This window comes from Bacillus sp. RE35 (assembly GCF_052146655.1).
Classification (GTDB): Bacteria; Bacillota; Bacilli; order Bacillales; family Bacillaceae_G; genus Bacillus_A; species Bacillus_A cereus.
The window spans coordinates 4,202,562-4,215,687 of the sequence record NZ_CP197377.1 but is presented as its reverse complement, the minus strand read 5'-3'; the positions used below and the strand labels follow the sequence as shown (position 1 = coordinate 4,215,687).

Below are 13,126 nucleotides of genomic sequence, written 5' to 3'. Positions count from 1 at the left end.
AAATATATTTGAGGAAAGAGGATATGTTATTGTATTCTCTTTTTCTATGTTTAAGGAGGCGAAAATGAAATATAAAGAACAGGAGTTTACGTTGGAGTTAAAAGAGAACATTCAATGTATGGAGAAGGAAATAGAGCGAATATCACTTAAACTGCATAAAGAGTATTCACATTTATACATAGAAAAACACATGGAATTAGATATGGGATTTGCAAGAGAAAAAGAGAATCCCTTTGAGGTGGGTTATTATTCATCAGTTGCTATAGCTATATTAGATGAAGAAAAAGAGCTGATTGGATTTCATAATATTCCAATTTGGAAATGTGAAAGAATCTTTTTAGGAATGCCAATTCAATCAAACATTTTGGGGAGTAAGAAAGTAGGGGAACTCGCTGATGAATCTTGTTATGAGATTGAGGAAGAGTTAAAAGAGCAACTAGAAGAATACTTAGAGTGATAATTCTCAAGATAAAATCTATAAAGAGGGGACGGAATAAAAAAGACGCTAACAATTGTATGTTAGCGTCTTTTTTCATTATGAAGCAATTTCACCAGTTTTTGTATCATCTTGATTGTACGTATCTTGATCTAATTCACCAAGCCATTTACTTGAAATAAGACCTGCTGTCATAGAGCCACTTACGTTAAGAGCTGTACGCCCCATATCGATTAATGGCTCAACCGAGATAACTAGAGCAACAATACCGATTGGTAAGTTCATTGTAGATAGTACGATTAAAGCTGCGAATGTTGCGCCGCCACCAACTCCGGCAACACCGAATGAGCTAATAGCAACAACAGCGATTAAAGTTAAAATAAATTGTGGTTGTAATGGATCAATTCCTACAGTTGGAGCGACCATCATTGCAAGCATTGCTGGATAAATACCTGCGCAACCGTTTTGTCCGATAGATACCCCAAATGAAGCTGCGAAGTTTGCAATTCCTTCGGAAATACCAAGCTTTTCTTTTTGCGCTTCAATATTTAATGGCATCGCACCAGCACTAGAGCGAGATGTGAATGCAAATGTTAATACAGGGAACACCTTTTTTAAATATTGAATTGGATTTAAACCAGATAGCGCAATTAATAATAAGTGGATAACGAACATTACGATAAGTGCTACGTAAGACGCTAACACGAAGTTGCCAAGTTTTAAAATAGCATTTATGTCGCTACCAGCAACTGTTTTTGCCATAAGAGCTAATACGCCGTATGGAGTAAGGCGTAAAATTAATGTTACCATACGCATTACGATTGCATATACAGCATCAAGCATCTTCTTAAATAGCTCTGCTTGTTCTGGATATTTTCGTTTTACACCTATAAAGGCAATGCCGATAAAGGCTGCAAATATTACGACAGAAATTGTTGATGTTGGACGAGCGCCTGTTAAATCAAGAAACGGATTTGTAGGTAATAGCTCTAATAATTTATCTGGAATTGTTGTCTTTTCAATAGAAGTAAATCTTTCTTCAACTAGTTTCAGACGAGCAGATTCTGCATCACCTTGTTGTAGGCCGGTTGCAGATACATCAAATCCTGCACTTGCAGCGATACCGACAGCTGCAGCGATTCCTGTAGTAAGAATTAAAATACCGATAATAAGGCCACTAATTTTACCAAGGTTTTTCGTTAACTGTAATTTTGTAAATGCTGAAATAATAGATACTAAAATAAGTGGCATAACGATCATTTGAAGTAATTTTACATAACCGTTACCGATTAAGCCAAACCAAGTATTTGATTCAATAATTACTTTAGAAGTTGGCTCATAAATAAATTGTAATATAAGACCGAATAAAATTCCGACTCCTAAAGCGGTAAATACACGTTTATTAAAAGATACATGCTTACGTTGCATATAATATAATACGCCAACTAAGATGAGCATGACTGCAACGTTAATTCCGACAAGCAGTGTATTCATGTTGATTCCCCCTAATTCCAATCTGTTATATAGAATATAAGGTAATAAAACCTATAAGTCAACTAGGAAATTCCGGAATTAAAAAAAAGATGGCAAAATGCCATCTTTTAATGTCCAGCCCCAGGCACAAGTAAGAATGTCGTGTAGTATGTAAATCCTATGAAGAAAACAGTTAAATATGCCCCAAATACGTATATATACATACGCTCTGTTAATTTTAAATAGCTTAAAAGTACGAAGAAACCTGTTTGTCCTAAAAATAGTAGTGCGGCCGGTTGCATATCCCCTACGTAAAACATAACCGAGAAAATTCCAGTCCAAAAGCCGAGAACGCGAAACATGCGCTCCATGCCATCTCCCTCCTTTTCTAAAAAAAGTAAACCTCACCTCATTATAGTTTATTTTTCTTACTATTGTAAATATTCGTTCATATAAAAAGAAGCCAATTATTATTGGCTTCTTTTTATATGAAAAATTAAATTGTTAGTTTATAATTACAAGATTTACATCCATCTAATAGACTATCATTTCGAGTTAATTCCATGTTAGGGAATAGGATTTCAAAAATCCCTTTCATCATATCTCCGTGCATGTTACAAATTTCAGTTGGATGATGAACAGCAACTTCTTTAAATGGACAATTGTGTACATCATAGAAAATTTTTGTTCCATCTGCACTTAATTCAAATGCAGGTGATAAGCCAGCTGTTGAGAAAGCTTCTTTTGCAATTTGAACTTTTTGTTCCACTGTTAAAGCATCTTCACTCACATTTAAACGTTGCATATGTTGTTGCATTAATTCAGCTCCGAATTGTTTTCCTGTTTCGTATAGCGCTTTCTCACCAGCAGCACCAAGACTAAGTAAAGAATTAAATGCGATTCTTGCTAACAATTGATAATCACGGAATGGAAATTGTAATTGGATAACATCTTCAGATAAGACATACAATCTGCTCGGTCGTCCGCCTTTTCCAGTTTTCTTCGTTTCCGATTTTAGCATATGAACATCTTCTAATTTAGATAAATGTAAACGCGCTACGTTTGGATGAATGTCAAACTCATCTGCAATTTCTTGTACCGTTACGTAACTATGTTTTTGCGAAATATATTTATAAATGTAATAACGAGTTGGGTCAGATAATACACCTGTAATTTTTAAAGCTTGTTCCATGAGGATCTCCACCTTTATCACTTTATCCAAGATAATAACATTATAATACAGATAAACATGAGTATAGGTAATTTCAGACAATAATTCGGAAATTGTTCATAATTTCACAAACATATTTTTCCTTTTTCCTCTATTGAAAATACAAAAGTCCAAATTTTTATTGCGCATGTTTTCATGCTATATACATAGTGAGGAGGGAAAAGTGATGAATGGGATTGAAATTTTTGCGAATGCAATTTTAAAAGAAGCGTGTAGGGTACAAGCGTCAGATTTACATATTGTGCCCCGGCAGAAGGATGTAGCGGTTCAACTACGTATAGGAAAAGATTTAATGACGAGACAGTGTATTGAAAAGGAATTTGGAGAAAAACTTGTCTCACATTTCAAATTTTTAGCATCTATGGACATAGGCGAGAAACGGAAGCCACAGAATGGTTCGTTGTATTTGCAAATTGATGGACAAGAAGTGTATTTACGCCTTTCAACACTTCCAACAGTATATCAAGAAAGTCTCGTTATTCGCCTTCATTTACAAGCATCTGTTCAGCCCTTATCACATCTTTCGTTATTTCCAAGTACGGCAGCAAAACTACTCTCGTTTTTACGCTATTCACAGGGGCTACTTGTGTTTACTGGACCGACTGGATCTGGGAAGACGACGACAATGTATGCATTATTAGAGGTAATTAGAAAAAAGAAAACACGTCGCATCATTACACTTGAAGATCCGGTTGAAAAAAGAAGTGACGATGTATTACAAATTCAAATAAATGAAAAAGCGGGTCTCACATATGAAACAGGATTAAAGGCTATTTTACGTCATGATCCAGATATTATTTTAGTCGGTGAAATCCGTGATGAAGAAACAGCAAAAATAGCTATAAGAGCAAGTTTGACAGGACATTTAGTAATGACAACACTGCATACGAATGATGCGAAAGGAGCAATCATTCGCTTCATGGATTATGGTATAACGAGGCAAGAGATTGAACAGTCTTTATTGGCTGTAGCTGCACAGCGACTTGTCGAATTGAAGTGTCCGTTTTGCAGAGGAAAGTGCTCAACTTTATGTAAATCAATGAGGCAAGTAAGGCAGGCTAGCATATATGAGCTACTATATGGATATGAGTTAAAACAAGCGCTTAAAGAAGCTGGTGGAGAATGTGTTACTTACAAACATGAGACTTTAGAATCGTCAATACGAAAAGGATATGCTTTAGGTTTTTTAGAAGAAGATGTTTATGTTTAAGAAAACATGGAGTTTAAGTGATCAAGTAGTATTATTGAAACGTTTAGGAGAATTATTAGAAAAAGGCTACTCTCTTTTACAAGCATTAGAATTTTTACAGTTTCAATTACCTGTAGAAAAGAAAGTACAATTGCAGCGCATGATTGAGGGGTTAAAAGATGGGAAAAGTCTACACGATTCTTTTCATCAGTTAAAGTTTCATCAGGACATGTTAAGTTATTTATTTTATGCCGAGCAACATGGTGATATTTCTTTTGCTTTGCAACAAGGAAGTGCACTTCTTTATAAGAAAGATAAGTATAGGAGAGACATGATGAAAATAATGCAGTATCCTATGTTTTTGATGTTTTTTCTACTAATCATGCTCTTTATTTTTAAACTCATTTTATTACCTCAGGTTGAAATGGTTTATAGTTCGTTCGGTTCTAATACACCACTACTTACAGAACAAATTTTAAGTGCAATAAAACTGCTACCTTACATTATTTTAACCGCTATTTTAACTGTTATTATTGGAGGTATTTTATACATGTTGTATTTTAGGAAACTTCCACATATTAGACAGGTAAAAATTATGCTTCGTATTCCCCTCATCAAAACATTTCTTATTTTAAAGCATTCACATTATTTTGCTACTCAGTTGAGTGGTTTATTAAATGGTGGACTATCAGTATGTGAAGCTTTAACAATAATGATGGAGCAAAGATATCATCCGTTCTTTAAATATGAAGCGAGCCGGATTGAAAGACAATTAATTGGAGGAGAACAGTTACAATCTATCATTGCTAAAAGTGGGTATTACGAGAAAGAACTTTCTTATGTTATTACGCATGGACAAGCAAACGGCAATTTAGGGATTGAATTAGGTGACTATAGCGATCTTATTATGGAAAAGATGGAACGGAAAATTAAACATATGTTAGTTATCATTCAGCCTATTTTATTTACATGTATTGGAGGAATCGTTGTCCTTATGTACTTAGCGATGATTATGCCGATGTTTCAAATGATGAATTCTATTTAGGGGGCATTTGTATGCAGAATGAGGAAGGGTTTACTCTGTTAGAGATGCTATTAGTAATGGTTGTCATAACTATATTATTACTATTAATTATTCCGAATGTAGTTACACAGCGCTCATCGGTCCAAGGAAAAGGTTGTGCAGCTTACGTGAAATCTATAGAAGCGCAAATACAAGTATATCAATTACAACATAATAAAATTCCATCGTTAAAAGAACTGACAGATGAAAAGTATATTACAACTGATAAGTGCCCGAATGGCGAATCTATTCATATTTCAGATGATGGCGCAGTATCAATTAGGGCATTGTGAAACAACAGGGGTTTACTTTTTTAGAAATGTTACTCGTTTTATTTGCTATTTCTGTATTAAGTATAGTTACGTATTTTAGTGTTCATTCCTTATACGAGCGACAAAAAGTTGAACAATTTTTGAGACAGTTTTCAAATGATATTTTGTATATGCAGCAATTAGCGATAAACCGTCAAAAGCACTATACATTACGTTGGCATAAAGATAGAAATATGTATGCTATAAAAGAGTCAGGTACAAAGTATTATATCGTCAAGCGAGAGTATGAAGAAGATATACAAATTGATTTGCATACGTTTCCAAATCCGATGACATATAATCCAAGTGGAAATATTAATAGAGGTGGTACGATTATAATTTCGTATCGAAATTATAAATATGAAATTGTATTTCAGCTTGGAAGAGGGAGATTTACGTATCGTGAAATGTCAAAAAGGATCCATAATGGCTGAAATGATTGTATCGTTAAGTGTTTTAATGATGGCTGTATCGTTACTACTACCGCAAACAGTATTAGTTATGCAAGAAAGAAAAAATATACAAATTCGTTATAAGGCAACTGGATTATTAAAAAAAGAAGCAGCTATATATATGTATGGAAATGAAGACAAGCGAATAATAGAAAAGAATATAAATGGAATTGTGTATTACACATATTGGGGAGGCAATGAAGTTTGTACTATGTGGAGAGATGTGAAAGACAGAATGATGGAACAATGCTTTTATGTAGGAGAAAAAATAAATTAGAATTTGGTTTTTCATTAATAGAAATGATTGTATGTCTGTTTCTATTATCAATATTTTTTTTGCTCTTTCCCCGCCTACATTTCATTGAAATGGAAAATAAACAGTCGAAAGGGTTAAATGATTGGGAGTGGGATGTGTATTTAGGGCAAATGCAATTGGAGTTTCGTGAAGTATCATCTGGAGAACAGCTAGCATTTGAAAATGGAGAAAGTATTTTACGATTCCGATCGCGTAATGGGAGTGAAGTATCGTATGAAAAAGAGAATAGTCGTCTTATAAGAAAGGTAAATAGGCGCGGGAGGGAAGTTGTTTTACAAAATATTGGAACGGTTTCTTACAAACTAACACCTCATGTACTCATTATAAATGTGAAAGATACTAGTGGGAAAATATATGAAGGTGTAGTTATGCGATATAGCGAAATAGGAATAAACGTATGAGAAAGCAAAATGGATTTACAATGCCTGGAACGATTATCTTTCTTATTTTATTAACTTCTTTTTTTATATACGAAACAAATATGTTGTTTACAGATAAAAAATTTTATATAGAAATAGAACAAAAGTTTTTATTGGATGAATTACTTAACCGATCTATTACAGATATAAAAAAAGATTTACAGCAAAAAGAAAAAGAAGGTACATTTTTCTTTCAGTATGAAAAGGGAGAAGCGAGTGGAAATTATGTCTTTGAAAATGATTTAATTCTCGTTACGTTGCAGTGCACACTCAAACAGGAAGCTTTCTATACGGTAGGTTTTCGGTATAGAAAAAAGGATGGGAAAATAGTCGATTGGATAGAAGGATAATATGTAAAATATATGTAAATAAATCAAGGTTTCCTATTGTAAATTAAATTGATTTTTTAGAAGAAATGGATAAATATAATGATTAAAAGTTTAAATTTTCTCAAAAAAGAGAAAGGTAGAAAGAATATGATATATTCATGCTATCCAATCATTATTTTTAGGGAGAATAGGGAAATGACAAACAACAATCAAATAGGTGAAAATAAGGAACAAACTATTTTTGATCATAAAGGAAATACGATTATGACAGAAGATAGAGAAATACACATTATTTCAAAATTTGAAGAACCTCTTATTGTCGTATTAGCAAATGTACTAAGTGATGAAGAGTGTGATGAATTGATTGAAATGTCTAAAAATAAAATGAAGCGTTCTAAAGTTGGTTCATCACGTGATGTAAATGATATTCGAACAAGTAGCGGTGCATTTTTGGAAGACAATGAACTTACTTCAAAGATTGAAAAACGAATTTCATCTATCATGAATGTTCCTGCGTCGCATGGTGAAGGATTGCACATTTTAAATTATGAAGTGGATCAACAATATAAAGCACACTATGATTATTTTGCGGAACATAGTAGATCAGCTGCTAACAATCGTATTAGTACGCTTGTAATGTACTTAAATGATGTAGAAGAAGGCGGGGAAACGTACTTCCCGAAATTAAATCTTTCTGTACATCCTAGAAAAGGAATGGCAGTATACTTTGAGTATTTTTATCAAGATCAATCACTAAATGAGCTTACGTTACATGGAGGGGCACCTGTAACGAAAGGCGAGAAATGGATTGCAACGCAGTGGGTGAGAAGAGGTACTTATAAGTAAAAGCGAGTGTTACGTTTTGTTCTTCATAGTATAAGAACAAAACGTTTTTTATTAAACAAAGTAGCATCTTTCGTTATAATAACAATTAATAAATGACGATTGAGAGGTCAGAAAATGAAATCTATATACATAACCGGCTATATGGGAGCAGGGAAAACAACAATTGGAAAAGCATTAAGTCAAGAACTTCAAATGGATGTTGTAGATACTGATCAAAAAATCGAAGAGAAGCAAGCGAAGGCAATTCGTGATATTTTTGCCGAAGAAGGCGAAACGGCTTTTCGGGAATATGAAAGCGAAATGTTACGTGCGCTACCAGTCCATAATGTCATTATTACAACTGGTGGGGGAATTATTGAACGAGCGGAAAATCGCAAGTGGATGAAAGAGAACGGAACTGTCGTGTATTTATATTGTGATCCGCACGTAATTGCAGAAAGGCTTCGTGAAGATACGACACGTCCACTATTTCAAAAGAAAGATATAGATGCATTTGTAACGAAATTTGAATCACGTCGAGCTTATTATGAAGAGGCTCACATTCATATCGATACGACAAATAAGTCTGTAAAGCAAATTATGAATGAATTAAAGGAAAAGATTAATGTATAAAAAAGTGGACATACTAATCAAGTAGAGGTGATGATAATATGTCTACTAATGATTATGTTCGCTTTGTGACGCAGCAGTTTGTGTCATATATGGATGCTCCAAAAGAAGATCGAAAACAAAAGAAAGAACAACGCCGTGCTGAAAAAGAGCCATTTATGAATAAGTGGTTTGGTGTTATGCCGCTGAGTGCTGCTTTGTTTTACCGAAATGTAAAAAGTAAAAGAAAAAAATCAAGTTGAATTTTAGTCATATGTTTAGCAAACCAAAAATCCCCTAGTGTCGTATTATACTAGGGGATTTTTATTTACTGCACGGATTCTTGTTCTTCCGTAACGGCATGTATTTTATTGTTCACCCAGACAAATCCAATTCCGATACAAATAGAAATGCCCCATCCAACAGCGGTCATAATTGCTCTCATTTCACCGTAGCCATCTACACCGAAAACAGAGATGAAATAAATTTTTAAGAAGCTTTTTAATATGAATTGTAGACCGAAAAAGAGCGTTAAATATTGCAATGCTGGATAGATACGACTATCACGATACAGTTCACGACTTTTATCACGGTCATGCCCTTGCAGTGCTGCAATATCCGCAGCGAAATATAACATGAGTGGTTTTTTTATGAAAATTGTACAGATGACGATAATACCGAGTACGATGTGATAATATGCATCATTCCACAACATTCGTTCAGCTGACCCAGATAATAAATCTACCGTTGTATTAGAAATGAGTGTAATTAAAATAAAGAACCCTGTCACGTTAAACTGTTTTTCTTTTTTAAAGGTATACAGTGTATAAATAATCCCCGGAACAGAGGAAAGTAACATCGCGTAATAAGGATCGATATAAGGTTTTGCAAATTTCCAAATGAGGAATGGGATTACGAGATAAAAGACAAGATCTAATATAGCTTTTTTATTTTGATTCATACAAAGCCTCCTTAAGTCATACATATATTTTATAATATAATTTCTGAAAATTGTATAAGGTTTAATGGGAAAAGAAAAAATATATCAATTTTCGAGGGGGTAGTAGATTGAAAAAAATTGCCCCTAGCGTAGTAAGTTTTTTTAGTATATAATAAAGGAAACGCTTTCATTTTTAATTTGTTCACAAAATGGACGGAAAATCACATATTTACTATCGATATGTTGCTTTATAATGAAACTAATTAAATATACATGCATACAATATTGTGAAATAAATAACATAAATAATCTATATAAATGTAAACGTTATCAAAAGAGAGAGGTGGAGACAATGAGTAAATTTTTCTTCAATCATAATCCAGCAACAGTAGAGGATGGAAGGCTTGTTAAATATGCTGAAATTATTTATGGAGAAGGTGGCCGTTCTGTATTAGAAAATTTAATGGTGAAGGCATCTATCAGATTGCGTGATCGTTATCCGAATAAATCTGACGAGCAGATCTCGAACCTAGTAAATAAAGGCATCCATGATATGTTTCAAAAATATGTGAGCGAGTAAGAGTGGCCAATGGCTGCTCTTATTTTTTTGTATAAGGATTGTAACTCTAGCTGAAAATAAACATGTATTCTGAAAAACGTAAAAAGGAGTGGGAAAGATGAGCAATGGAATTGGACGTTCGAAAGAAAATCTTCCAACTGATGCAAATCATGTGAGCGCGAAGGATCGTGCGTATCAAAAACGCATGGCAAAGCAAAAACAACAAGAGCGTAATGAGGATAGAGAGTAACTCGAAATAAAGCTCCTTCTAAAGCAGAAGGAGCTTTATTTTGATAGAAAATGATTCGCGGTAACATAAAAGAGTCCACCGTTAATAATTTGCACTGTAATACGTGGTTCATACTGTTCTTGCAGAGCTTGTTTTTCAATTTCATAGCTCTCAGGAAGTTCGTCACTTTCTTCATAAAAACGGTTTAAAAGGTCTAAATCATGATTCCAACGCACTCTTGCTTCTTTTGCCCACGTATGGTCATCTTCTGCAATTATATTTTTTAAAGCGTCTTCTATGCGTTGTAAACCACTTTGAGGTTTAATGATGGGCGAGAGCGTAAAACAAAAATCAGGTATTTTTGGTGTAAGTTTAATGTTTGTTAATGTTTCATGAAAGTTTGCCATCATTGTTCCAGAAATGAGATGAATACCAATCGAGTGAAGGATGTCTTTTTTTCGATCACATTGATAGGAAACTTTTATATTAATACCGAGCCAAGGGTGGAGCGGTGTATGTGTTGCCCCATTATGTCTTACATCCTCATATAAACGTATGTAAGAGCCTAATTCTTTTGTCGTTTGGAAAATTTGATGTAGACGTGGTGAACCGTAGTGAATAAGCTCACCATCATTTTCTTCATTTTCTGGATTTGTAATAAGAGTAAGGCGCATCGGATTCGGTACGCCTCCTGTTTTCTCAAGATAGTGCCAATAAAAAGGGCGATTCATTAATAATTTATCCATCTCAATTGTTAACTGTACATCTAATAAATGAGGAGAACGTTCTAAAATTTCACAGTTATTCGCCTCAAAGAAATTGTATAAGTAATTATGAATTTCATGTTGCTGCATAGCCTTGCACCTCAGCTTCATTTCGTTTCGCAAAGTCGATTATAGATGTTAAGTTTTCCATCTTAATTCTAATTTCACCTTCGCTTTTTGATTGCGCGAAAATTTCTTGAATGTGCGCGTCGATGTTTTTCATATTAATTCTCGTTAAAATTTCATCGAGTTCACCGATAACACGCTCGAATAAGTTGATTTTTTCATATAACAGTTTCAGAATATGTTCTTCAACAGTATGCTTTGTAGCTAAGTTATAAATATGAACATCATTCTTTTGACCGAGACGGTGAATACGTCCAATTCTTTGCTCAAGACGCATTGGATTCCATGGCAAATCATAATTGATCATATGGCTACAAAACTGTAAGTTAATGCCTTCTCCGCCAGCTTCCGTTGCAATTAACACTTGGGCACGATTTTGGAAAAGTTCCTTCATCCAATCTTTCTTCCCGCGTTTAAATCCGCCGCGGAATGGGACAGAAGAAATACCGTGTTGTTGTAAAAACCATTGTAAGTACATCTGTGATGCTCGGTATTCCGTGAAAATGACGACTTTATCGTCAATTTCTTTTATAAGCTCTAGAGCTTTAGTTGCTTTTGAGTTGAAAGGAATATGATTAATTTTGTCCATTAGCACATCGATATGTGGATCTTTTATATAATGTTCATTTTCTTTCTGTCTTTTTTCTACATGCTTTTTCAATGAATAGTAAACAGCCTCACGACTACTACACGCTTCCCGTTTTAACGTTAACGATGAGAAAGCAGATGTGAAGGCGTCTTGTCCTCGCCAATTTTCGATATCATTATATAGAGCTTGTTCTTGTTCATTAAACTCAACAAAAATTGTACGTACATGTCTCTTCGGCCAATCGATACCGGTATTATGTCGTCTATTTCGCACCATTACTTTATTAATGAGAGCTTTTAAGTCTTCATCTGATTCGGCTGAACGATTTTTGGAAGCGTAATATTCTTCAAAGTTGGATTGATTGCCTAAATGTCCTGGTTTTAATAAAGAAACAAGGTTAAAAATTTCATCAATCTTATTTTGAACAGGAGTAGCGGTTAGTAATAAACAAAACTTCTTTTTTAATCGTTGTGCAAATTCATAGTTTTTTGTTTTATTATTTTTCAGTTTATGTGCTTCATCGATAATAATAAGGTCATATTCCAAGTTCAACACGATATCGCGATGTGGTGAACGTTTCGCAGTATCAATTGACGATACAATTACGTCAGCTTGTTCCCATGAGTAGCTTTTCTTTTGTGCTACAGCGGGAATGAAAAACTTTGTATTCAGTTCGTATGCCCATTGTGATACGAGAGAAGCTGGGACAAGTATAAGTACCTTTTTCACGAGCCCGCGGACCATGTATTCTTTCAAAATAAGTCCAGCTTCGATTGTTTTTCCAAGGCCTACTTCATCTGCTAGAATCGCTTTACCATTCATTTGTTCAATCACATTTTCAGCGACTTCTAATTGATGCGGAAGCGGTGTGAAATGGGATAAATGTTTCGGTGCTTGTAGTCCATCAAAAGTAGGAACAAGTAACGATTTTTCTGTTTCATAAGCTAAGTGATATAAATCCCAGTTTGTCCAAGGACCATCTTCGTCAATTCTATTTAAAAAATTGTTTTGCCACGTCCGATCTACGGAAATATCGACATTCATTACAACTCTCCCACCTTTTATAAACTAAAGTAATTATTTTTTAATGTATGATGATTTACCTTAAAAGAAGGCATAATTATCGTTATTAAAGGCTATATGATAGACAATAATAAAGTATTAAATCTCAAAAGCTGTATTTATTGTGTTTTAACATAAAAAATTCTAAATTATTTTTTATGCTAGAATATTGATGAAATATAGCGAATGATGTTAGGATAATGG

General features: G+C 34.1%; 20 protein-coding genes. 13 read left to right on the top strand and 7 right to left on the bottom strand.

Features of this window, described 5'->3' with window-relative positions; translation table 11 throughout:
• Positions 1-64 precede the first annotated feature (64 nt).
• Complete coding sequence (locus tag ACTL4X_RS21520; RefSeq protein WP_000875394.1) at positions 65-457, top strand: hypothetical protein; 393 nt, start codon at positions 65-67, stop codon at positions 455-457.
• A 78-nt stretch (positions 458-535) separates the two neighbouring features.
• Here ACTL4X_RS21520 and ACTL4X_RS21515 read toward each other — a convergent pair whose 3' ends face one another.
• From ACTL4X_RS21515 to ACTL4X_RS21505, 3 genes are all read right to left on the bottom strand, one after another.
• Positions 536-1,930, bottom strand: coding sequence for an L-cystine transporter (locus tag ACTL4X_RS21515; RefSeq protein ID WP_001094345.1), 1,395 nt, complete (start codon positions 1,928-1,930; stop codon positions 536-538).
• Positions 1,931-2,037: 107 nt separating this feature from the next.
• Entirely contained in the window at positions 2,038-2,280 is a 243-nt protein-coding gene (locus tag ACTL4X_RS21510; protein ID WP_000440716.1) for a DUF2626 domain-containing protein, read from the bottom strand.
• Positions 2,281-2,405: 125 nt separating this feature from the next.
• Positions 2,406-3,101 carry a helix-turn-helix transcriptional regulator gene (locus ACTL4X_RS21505; protein WP_000434125.1) on the bottom strand — a complete coding sequence of 232 codons (696 nt, stop codon included), beginning with the start codon at positions 3,099-3,101 and terminating at the stop codon, positions 2,406-2,408.
• Between the two features lie 205 nt (positions 3,102-3,306).
• On the opposite strand from ACTL4X_RS21505, the gene comGA reads away from it, so the two are divergent.
• From comGA to ACTL4X_RS21455, 10 genes are all read left to right on the top strand, one after another.
• On the top strand, positions 3,307-4,350 hold the full coding sequence (gene comGA / locus ACTL4X_RS21500) for a competence type IV pilus ATPase ComGA (RefSeq protein WP_001013170.1): 1,044 nt from the start codon (positions 3,307-3,309) through the stop codon (positions 4,348-4,350).
• The gene (comGB, locus tag ACTL4X_RS21495) at positions 4,343-5,374 is read left to right on the top strand and encodes a competence type IV pilus assembly protein ComGB (RefSeq protein ID WP_000475187.1); all 1,032 of its coding nucleotides are present in this window, start codon (positions 4,343-4,345) and stop codon (positions 5,372-5,374) included. The genes comGA and comGB overlap by 8 nt, the downstream gene beginning before the upstream one ends.
• Positions 5,375-5,385: 11 nt before the next feature.
• Entirely contained in the window at positions 5,386-5,685 is a 300-nt protein-coding gene (gene comGC / locus ACTL4X_RS21490) for a competence type IV pilus major pilin ComGC (protein WP_001178687.1), read from the top strand.
• Complete coding sequence (gene comGD / locus ACTL4X_RS21485) at positions 5,682-6,137, top strand: competence type IV pilus minor pilin ComGD (RefSeq protein ID WP_000813141.1); 456 nt, start codon at positions 5,682-5,684, stop codon at positions 6,135-6,137. The genes comGC and comGD overlap by 4 nt, the downstream gene beginning before the upstream one ends.
• Positions 6,130-6,432: a hypothetical protein gene (locus ACTL4X_RS21480; RefSeq protein ID WP_000829468.1), complete on the top strand. Its 303-nt coding sequence runs from the start codon at positions 6,130-6,132 to the stop codon at positions 6,430-6,432. The genes comGD and ACTL4X_RS21480 overlap by 8 nt, the downstream gene beginning before the upstream one ends.
• A complete protein-coding gene (gene comGF / locus ACTL4X_RS21475; protein ID WP_000923101.1) occupies positions 6,402-6,872 on the top strand; it encodes a competence type IV pilus minor pilin ComGF in 471 nt (156 codons plus the stop codon). Before ACTL4X_RS21480 ends, comGF begins: the two co-directional genes overlap by 31 nt.
• The gene (comGG, locus tag ACTL4X_RS21470) at positions 6,869-7,240 is read left to right on the top strand and encodes a competence type IV pilus minor pilin ComGG (RefSeq protein WP_001231316.1); all 372 of its coding nucleotides are present in this window, start codon (positions 6,869-6,871) and stop codon (positions 7,238-7,240) included. Before comGF ends, comGG begins: the two co-directional genes overlap by 4 nt.
• Positions 7,241-7,414: 174 nt before the next feature.
• On the top strand, positions 7,415-8,065 hold the full coding sequence (locus ACTL4X_RS21465) for a 2OG-Fe(II) oxygenase (protein ID WP_000183863.1): 651 nt from the start codon (positions 7,415-7,417) through the stop codon (positions 8,063-8,065).
• A gap of 114 nt (positions 8,066-8,179) precedes the next feature.
• Positions 8,180-8,677 (top strand): shikimate kinase, encoded by a 498-nt coding sequence (locus ACTL4X_RS21460; RefSeq protein ID WP_000836659.1) that lies wholly within the window; start codon positions 8,180-8,182, stop codon positions 8,675-8,677.
• 38 nt (positions 8,678-8,715) lie between these two features.
• On the top strand, positions 8,716-8,916 hold the full coding sequence (locus tag ACTL4X_RS21455; RefSeq protein ID WP_000106083.1) for a YqzE family protein: 201 nt from the start codon (positions 8,716-8,718) through the stop codon (positions 8,914-8,916).
• Positions 8,917-8,981: 65 nt separating this feature from the next.
• Here the strand turns inward: ACTL4X_RS21455 and ACTL4X_RS21450 are convergent, their stop codons facing one another.
• Complete coding sequence (locus ACTL4X_RS21450; protein WP_001073111.1) at positions 8,982-9,614, bottom strand: VC0807 family protein; 633 nt, start codon at positions 9,612-9,614, stop codon at positions 8,982-8,984.
• 141 nt (positions 9,615-9,755) lie between these two features.
• Positions 9,756-9,872, bottom strand: coding sequence for a hypothetical protein (locus ACTL4X_RS21445; protein ID WP_001987222.1), 117 nt, complete (start codon positions 9,870-9,872; stop codon positions 9,756-9,758).
• 73 nt (positions 9,873-9,945) lie between these two features.
• Between ACTL4X_RS21445 and ACTL4X_RS21440 the strand changes: the two genes are divergently transcribed.
• Both ACTL4X_RS21440 and ACTL4X_RS21435 read left to right on the top strand, forming a co-directional pair.
• On the top strand, positions 9,946-10,173 hold the full coding sequence (locus tag ACTL4X_RS21440) for a hypothetical protein (protein ID WP_000032702.1): 228 nt from the start codon (positions 9,946-9,948) through the stop codon (positions 10,171-10,173).
• A gap of 97 nt (positions 10,174-10,270) precedes the next feature.
• Positions 10,271-10,402 carry a hypothetical protein gene (locus ACTL4X_RS21435; RefSeq protein WP_000064668.1) on the top strand — a complete coding sequence of 44 codons (132 nt, stop codon included), beginning with the start codon at positions 10,271-10,273 and terminating at the stop codon, positions 10,400-10,402.
• 35 nt (positions 10,403-10,437) lie between these two features.
• Here ACTL4X_RS21435 and ACTL4X_RS21430 read toward each other — a convergent pair whose 3' ends face one another.
• Both ACTL4X_RS21430 and ACTL4X_RS21425 read right to left on the bottom strand, forming a co-directional pair.
• Entirely contained in the window at positions 10,438-11,235 is a 798-nt protein-coding gene (locus ACTL4X_RS21430; RefSeq protein ID WP_001183964.1) for a YqhG family protein, read from the bottom strand.
• Complete coding sequence (locus tag ACTL4X_RS21425) at positions 11,222-12,904, bottom strand: DEAD/DEAH box helicase (protein ID WP_001100031.1); 1,683 nt, start codon at positions 12,902-12,904, stop codon at positions 11,222-11,224. The genes ACTL4X_RS21430 and ACTL4X_RS21425 overlap by 14 nt, the downstream gene beginning before the upstream one ends.
• Between the last annotated feature and the right edge of the window lie 222 nt (positions 12,905-13,126).

Bases quoted from the DNA above. Each gene is read 5' to 3' on its own strand.
- ACTL4X_RS21520 (WP_000875394.1), top strand. From the start codon at position 65: ATGAAATATAAAGAACAGGAGTTTACGTTGGAGTTAAAAGAGAACATT.
- ACTL4X_RS21515 (WP_001094345.1), bottom strand. From the start codon at position 1,930: ATGAATACACTGCTTGTCGGAATTAACGTTGCAGTCATGCTCATCTTA.
- ACTL4X_RS21510 (WP_000440716.1), bottom strand. From the start codon at position 2,280: ATGGAGCGCATGTTTCGCGTTCTCGGCTTTTGGACTGGAATTTTCTCG.
- ACTL4X_RS21505 (WP_000434125.1), bottom strand. From the start codon at position 3,101: ATGGAACAAGCTTTAAAAATTACAGGTGTATTATCTGACCCAACTCGT.
- comGA (WP_001013170.1), top strand. From the start codon at position 3,307: ATGAATGGGATTGAAATTTTTGCGAATGCAATTTTAAAAGAAGCGTGT.
- comGB (WP_000475187.1), top strand. From the start codon at position 4,343: ATGTTTAAGAAAACATGGAGTTTAAGTGATCAAGTAGTATTATTGAAA.
- comGC (WP_001178687.1), top strand. From the start codon at position 5,386: ATGCAGAATGAGGAAGGGTTTACTCTGTTAGAGATGCTATTAGTAATG.
- ACTL4X_RS21480 (WP_000829468.1), top strand. From the start codon at position 6,130: ATGGCTGAAATGATTGTATCGTTAAGTGTTTTAATGATGGCTGTATCG.
- comGF (WP_000923101.1), top strand. From the start codon at position 6,402: ATGCTTTTATGTAGGAGAAAAAATAAATTAGAATTTGGTTTTTCATTA.
- comGG (WP_001231316.1), top strand. From the start codon at position 6,869: ATGAGAAAGCAAAATGGATTTACAATGCCTGGAACGATTATCTTTCTT.
- ACTL4X_RS21465 (WP_000183863.1), top strand. From the start codon at position 7,415: ATGACAAACAACAATCAAATAGGTGAAAATAAGGAACAAACTATTTTT.
- ACTL4X_RS21460 (WP_000836659.1), top strand. From the start codon at position 8,180: ATGAAATCTATATACATAACCGGCTATATGGGAGCAGGGAAAACAACA.
- ACTL4X_RS21455 (WP_000106083.1), top strand. From the start codon at position 8,716: ATGTCTACTAATGATTATGTTCGCTTTGTGACGCAGCAGTTTGTGTCA.
- ACTL4X_RS21450 (WP_001073111.1), bottom strand. From the start codon at position 9,614: ATGAATCAAAATAAAAAAGCTATATTAGATCTTGTCTTTTATCTCGTA.
- ACTL4X_RS21445 (WP_001987222.1), bottom strand. From the start codon at position 9,872: ATGCATGTATATTTAATTAGTTTCATTATAAAGCAACATATCGATAGT.
- ACTL4X_RS21440 (WP_000032702.1), top strand. From the start codon at position 9,946: ATGAGTAAATTTTTCTTCAATCATAATCCAGCAACAGTAGAGGATGGA.
- ACTL4X_RS21435 (WP_000064668.1), top strand. From the start codon at position 10,271: ATGAGCAATGGAATTGGACGTTCGAAAGAAAATCTTCCAACTGATGCA.
- ACTL4X_RS21430 (WP_001183964.1), bottom strand. From the start codon at position 11,235: ATGCAGCAACATGAAATTCATAATTACTTATACAATTTCTTTGAGGCG.
- ACTL4X_RS21425 (WP_001100031.1), bottom strand. From the start codon at position 12,904: ATGAATGTCGATATTTCCGTAGATCGGACGTGGCAAAACAATTTTTTA.